At 61.4% G+C, this 4,642-nt stretch carries 6 protein-coding genes; 1 reads left to right on the forward strand and 5 read right to left on the reverse strand.

Annotation, left to right across the window (positions count from 1 at the left end):
- Nucleotides 1–965, reverse strand: a 965-nt coding sequence (locus tag HF921_RS12555; protein WP_215893934.1) for a homoserine dehydrogenase, incomplete at its 3' end; no start/stop codon positions are given.
- Entirely contained in the window at nt 965–2,146 is a 1,182-nt protein-coding gene (gene alaC / locus HF921_RS12560) for an alanine transaminase (RefSeq protein ID WP_064219800.1), read from the reverse strand. The genes HF921_RS12555 and alaC, both read right to left, overlap by 1 nt.
- A 94-nt stretch (nt 2,147–2,240) precedes the next feature.
- On the opposite strand from alaC, the gene HF921_RS12565 reads away from it, so the two are divergent.
- Nucleotides 2,241–2,615 carry an Mth938-like domain-containing protein gene (locus HF921_RS12565; protein WP_064219799.1) on the forward strand — a complete coding sequence of 125 codons (375 nt, stop codon included), beginning with the start codon at nt 2,241–2,243 and terminating at the stop codon, nt 2,613–2,615.
- A 27-nt stretch (nt 2,616–2,642) separates the two neighbouring features.
- On the opposite strand, the gene rpoS is transcribed toward HF921_RS12565, so the two are convergent.
- From rpoS to HF921_RS12580, 3 genes are all read right to left on the reverse strand, one after another.
- Nucleotides 2,643–3,584 (reverse strand): RNA polymerase sigma factor RpoS, encoded by a 942-nt coding sequence (gene rpoS / locus HF921_RS12570; RefSeq protein ID WP_215861974.1) that lies wholly within the window; start codon nt 3,582–3,584, stop codon nt 2,643–2,645.
- Nucleotides 3,581–4,282 carry a protein-L-isoaspartate(D-aspartate) O-methyltransferase gene (locus HF921_RS12575; protein ID WP_215892953.1) on the reverse strand — a complete coding sequence of 234 codons (702 nt, stop codon included), beginning with the start codon at nt 4,280–4,282 and terminating at the stop codon, nt 3,581–3,583. Before HF921_RS12575 ends, rpoS begins: the two co-directional genes overlap by 4 nt.
- The coding region (locus tag HF921_RS12580; protein WP_308165022.1) for a 5'/3'-nucleotidase SurE at nt 4,264–4,642 on the reverse strand (379 nt) is incomplete at its 5' end. The genes HF921_RS12580 and HF921_RS12575, both read right to left, overlap by 19 nt.

The following is a 4,642-nucleotide window of genomic DNA, read 5'->3' on the forward strand; positions in this document are numbered from 1 at the left end:
CGCGCCACATCCACCAAGTCCGCCACCACGGCGCTGGCCGTGGGATCGCCGCCCGCGCCGCGTCCATAATAAAGGCTCTGCCCCGCCGCATCGCTCTCCACCAGAATAGCGTTGAAGGGTCCCTCCACATTGGCCAGCAGATGACTTTCCGGGATGAGCGTAGGATGGACCCGCAACTCGATGCCATCCGCGCGGCGCCGCGCAATCCCCAGCAGCTTGATGCGATAGCCCAGCTCGGCGGCATAGACCACATCGGTCTGTTCCAGGGCACGGATGCCTTCCACATGGCAATGGGCGAAATCCACCGGAATACCAAAAGCGATAGACGCCATCAAGGTAATTTTGTGCGCGGCATCGCCGCCATCCACATCCAGCCCCGGATCGGCCTCGGCATAACCCAGCCGCTGCGCCTCAGCCAGGGCCTGCTCAAAGTCCCAGCCCGCGTGGAACATCTGGGAGAGGATATAGTTGCTGGTGCCGTTGATAATGCCCGCCAGCCACTGAATTCGGTTGCCCGCCAGCCCCTCGCGAATCGCCTTGATGATGGGAATGGCACCCGCCACCGCCGCCTCGAAGGCAACCATCACCCCCTGCGCCTGCGCCGCCGCGAAAATCTCGTTGCCATGCTCGGCCAGCAGTGCCTTGTTAGCGGTTACCACATGCTTACCCGCCGCGATAGCGGCCATCAACAAGCTCAGGGTCGGCTCCTGCCCCCCCATCACCTCGACGACCACCTCCACCTCGGGATCGCGCACCACCGCCCATGGATCGCTGCTGATCCGCGCATCCAGCCCCAGCCCCGCCAAACGTGCGGGATTACGCACCGCCGCATGGACTACCCGTAACTCGCGCCCGACCCGGCGTATGATTTCTTCGGCATTGCGCTCCAACACCCGCACCGTGCCCTGACCCACCGTGCCCATGCCAAGAATACCGATCCGTACCGGCTCCATTGCATACGCCATTACAGATCCTCACGAAACATGTGTTTGATGCCGCGGATGGCCTGTCGGGTGCGATGCTCATTCTCCACCAGCCCGAAACGCACATATTCGTCGCCCAACTCGCCAAAGCCGATGCCGGGGCTCACCGCCACCTTGGCGCGGTCCAGTACCAGCTTGGAGAATTCCAGTGAGCCCATCTTGCGCAATGCTTCGGGAATCTTTGCCCAGACAAACATGGTCGCCTTGGGCCTGTCGACCACCCAGCCCGCCGCGTCCAGCCCCTCGCAGAGCACGTCGCGGCGCTGCTCATACATCAGCCGGATATCTTCCACGCAATCCTGCGGCCCTTCCAGTGCGGTGATGGCCGCCACCTGAATGGGGGTAAAAGTACCGTAATCCAGATAGCTCTTCATTCGCGCCAGCGCGCCCACCAGTTTCGGGTTCCCCACCGCAAAGCCCACCCGCCAGCCGGGCATGTTGTAGCTCTTGGAAAGGGTGAAGAACTCGACGCCCACGTCCTTGGCCCCCGGCACCTGCAAAAAGCTCGGCGCTTTATAGCCATCAAAGACGATATCCGCATAGGCCAGATCATGCACCACCCAGATACGGTGCTCCTTGGCAAACTCGACAATCCGCTCGAAAAAGTCCAGTTCCACGACCGCCGCCGTCGGGTTGTGGGGGAAGTTGATCACCAGCATCTTCGGCTTCGGCCAGGCGGCCTTGACGGCCTTTTCCAGTTCCTCGAAGAAATCCACCCCCGGCAGCATCGGCACATGGCGCACGTCGGCGCCCGAAATAACAAAGCCGTAGGGATGAATGGGATAAGTCGGACTCGGCACCAGCACCGTATCGCCGGGACCCATGGTCGCCAACGCCAGATGGGCAATACCCTCTTTCGAGCCAATGGTGACAATGGCTTCGGACTCCGGATCAAGCTGCACACCATAGCGCCGTTCGTACCAGCCCGTGATGGCGCGCCGCAAGCGGGGAATGCCGCGCGACACGCTGTAGCGATGGGTATCGCCGCGCTGGGCCGTTTCACAAAGTTTGTCGACAATATACTGGGGTGTGGGTTGATCAGGATTACCCATGCCAAAGTCGATGATATCCTCGCCACGCTTGCGGGCCTGATTCTTCAGGTCAGTAACGATGTTAAATACATAAGGGGGCAGACGACGGATACGTTCAAAGTCACTGTTCATGTGGCGCGGGCCTTCAGGGTTGTAGCGAATGCCGAAATCGAAGAACAATAGAGAGGCAAGGCGGACCTGTCAATCCGCATGAAGGACATTCAACATGAAATTACACCTGCAACGCGACGGTCACCGCAATCTCATCCATGCCTATGGGTCGCAGGGCATCGTCATCCACGGCAAGAAGCACGCACACGGCCTGCTGGTCGGCGCCGACTGGCTGCACAGCCCCTGGGGACCTGGGCATGCCAGCGCGCTCCAGCTCTCGCACTTTGCCGAAGTGCTGGCGCGCAAGCCCGATATTGTGCTGCTGGGCACTGGCAAGCATCAGCATTTCCCGCTGGAACTCATGCGTGCCCTGGGCGCCGCTGATCTCGCCGTAGAGGTGATGAACACCGGTGCCGCTTGCCGCACCTACAACATCCTGCTGGCCGAAGATCGCGTGGTCATCGCCGCCCTGCTGCCGCCCGAGGCCTGAACACACTGGTATCCGCCGACGTCACCGTCAGCCGAAAAGGCTCTCCGATGTCAGGCCTTCCTCTTCAATGCGACGGCGCAGCACCAGCAATGCCTCTACCTGAATCTGCCGCACCCGCTCCCGAGTAACGCCGAGGCGGGAGCCGACCTCTTCCAGCGTCGCCCCATCGGTGCCGTCCAGACCGAAACGCCAGAGCAGTACCAGCCGATGCTTCTCGGTCATCGCCCCAATCCATTGCTGCACCTGCTGGGAGAGATTCCGGTCGGCCAGGCCCTCTTCCAAGCCCACCGCGTCAGCATCGGCAACAATATCCGCAAGAGGACGATCCGACTCCCGGCCATGGGGCACATCCAGGCTCGTCACCCGGCCATCCATTTCCAGGCAATTGCGCACCGCTTCTACCGGGCGATCCAGAACTTCTGCCACCTCTTCCGGCGTCGGCTCCCGCTGCAGGGTTTGCCCGAGACAGCGGGCCGCGCGCAGCACGGCGCTGAGTTCCTTCATCACATGAATGGGTAGGCGGATGGTGCGGGTCTGATTCATCAGCGCCCGCTCGATATTCTGGCGAATCCACCAGGTCGCATAGGTGGAGAAGCGAAAGCCGCGCTCCGGATCAAATTTCTCCACCGCCCGAATCAGCCCGAGATTGCCTTCTTCGATCAGGTCCAGGAGCGGCAACCCCCGGTTGATATAGCGCCGCGCCACCTTTACCACCAGGCGCAGGTTACTCTCTATCATGGTGCAGCGTGCCGCCTGATCTCCGGTCTGAACCCTGCGCCCAAGGGTGACCTCCTGTTCTGCTGTCAGCAGCGGACTATGCCCGATCTCCCGCAGATAACAGCGGGTAGCATCCCAATCGGGGGCCTCACCGAAATCTTCCACCTCCTCGGCTTTTTCCGGAATATCTGCTTCCTTCTCCGCGACTCCTGTCTGAACGCCCTCTTCCTCGTCTCTGCTCGCGCTTTTCATCCGACACACTCTCCAGAGGCCACCGCAATCGTTCCCGCCAGCAAAGGGACAAAATGGCAGGCACCCAGCGGAATCACCTGCGCCGCACTGCCATCCCAATGGCTGACTTGCAAATGCTGTCTGCCGCCTTCTTCCACCGGCATCACCAGACTACCCCCGGCCCGCAATTGGCGATAAAGGGGCGCCAGGGCGCAGGGCACTGCAGCCGTGATGACAATCGCATCAAAAGGTGCCTTCTCCGGCCAGCCGCCACTACCGTCGCCATGATGCAGATGCACCTGATGGTAGTTCAGCCGCCCCAGCAACACCTCCGCCATTTCCTGAAGCGGGCCGATACGCTCAATGCTGAAGACCTCAGCCCCCAGTTCTGCCAACACGGCGGTCTGGTAGGCGGAACCAGTACCGATCTCCAGCACCCGCTGCGGCACTTCCCGGTCCTCAAGAATCGCCTCCATCATCCGCGCCACGGTCCAGGGCTGAGAGATAGTCTGTCCATAGCCGATAGGCAGCGACACCGGCTCATAGGCACGCCCCGCCAACGCCTGCGCGACAAAGTGATGACGCGGAACCCGGTTCATCGCGTCCAGCACCCGCTCGTCACGGATGCCTTCCGCGCGCAGACGCAGCACCATCCGCCCCCGGGTACGCGGGGAAATCATACCGACTTCAGGACTCAAGGCTAGCAACGAAGCAGCCATTGACTCAAACCCTCCAGGAAATTGTAGCGGGTCATATCCAGATCGAGCGGCGTAATGGAGACGTAACCGCGGCGCACCGCGTCAAAGTCGGTACCGGGACCGGCATCTGCCTCTCGCCCGGAAGGGCCAATCCAGTAAACAGGATCGCCGCGCGGATCAGCCGCCGGTATCACCATGTCGCTCTTGTGGCGACGCCCCAGACGCGTCACTTCGAATCCGCGGATTTCATCGTAGGGCAAATCCGGTACGTTCACATTGAGAATGGTATCGGCAGGTAATGTATGACTCAGCACCCCGATCACCAACTTGGCGGCCACCTGCGCCGCAGTCGAAAAATGGGTGCAATCGCGCCCTGCCAAG

It is taken from the genome of Acidithiobacillus ferriphilus, assembly GCF_018854775.1.
In the GTDB taxonomy this organism is placed as follows: domain Bacteria; phylum Pseudomonadota; class Gammaproteobacteria; order Acidithiobacillales; family Acidithiobacillaceae; genus Acidithiobacillus; species Acidithiobacillus ferriphilus.

What these genes read in the sequence shown, in the direction of transcription:
- HF921_RS12565 (WP_064219799.1), top strand. Translation starts at nt 2,241, where the DNA reads ATGAAATTACACCTGCAACGCGACGGTCACCGCAATCTCATCCATGCC.
- alaC (WP_064219800.1), bottom strand. Translation starts at nt 2,146, where the DNA reads ATGAACAGTGACTTTGAACGTATCCGTCGTCTGCCCCCTTATGTATTT.
- HF921_RS12575 (WP_215892953.1), bottom strand. Translation starts at nt 4,282, where the DNA reads ATGGCTGCTTCGTTGCTAGCCTTGAGTCCTGAAGTCGGTATGATTTCC.
- rpoS (WP_215861974.1), bottom strand. Translation starts at nt 3,584, where the DNA reads ATGAAAAGCGCGAGCAGAGACGAGGAAGAGGGCGTTCAGACAGGAGTC.